The organism is Paenibacillus cookii, from assembly GCF_018333375.1.
GTDB lineage: Bacteria > Bacillota > Bacilli > Paenibacillales > Paenibacillaceae > Paenibacillus_AQ > Paenibacillus_AQ cookii.
Genome location: NZ_BORW01000151.1, coordinates 1 through 252, shown reverse-complemented (window position 1 = coordinate 252; position 252 = coordinate 1). Strand labels below are relative to the sequence as shown.

Here is a 252-nt window from a genome sequence, read left to right as displayed (position 1 = left end):
AAAGAAAGCTCGCTACGGAAGCATGAACAAACCCACCAAAGTGAAGAGCAGCTTCGTAGCTGATTCCGAGTACTTTGGCGGGGCCCGGAACAAAAACCGGGATATGCTACGGAAAATAAAACGCAAAACGTTTCGTATCTAGTTTTTAGGTGATCAAACCACTTGAATCGTTTGGTGGCGATAGCGGAGGGGTTCCACGCGTACCCATCCCGAACACGACCGTTAAGCCCTCCAGCGCCGATGGTACTTGGA

1 rRNA gene is annotated in these 252 nt (G+C 50.4%); it reads left to right on the top strand.

From position 1 onward, the window contains the following. Window positions 1–170: 170 nt before the first annotated feature. Window positions 171–252, top strand: a 5S ribosomal RNA gene (rrf, locus tag KI367_RS26975); the annotation flags it as partial.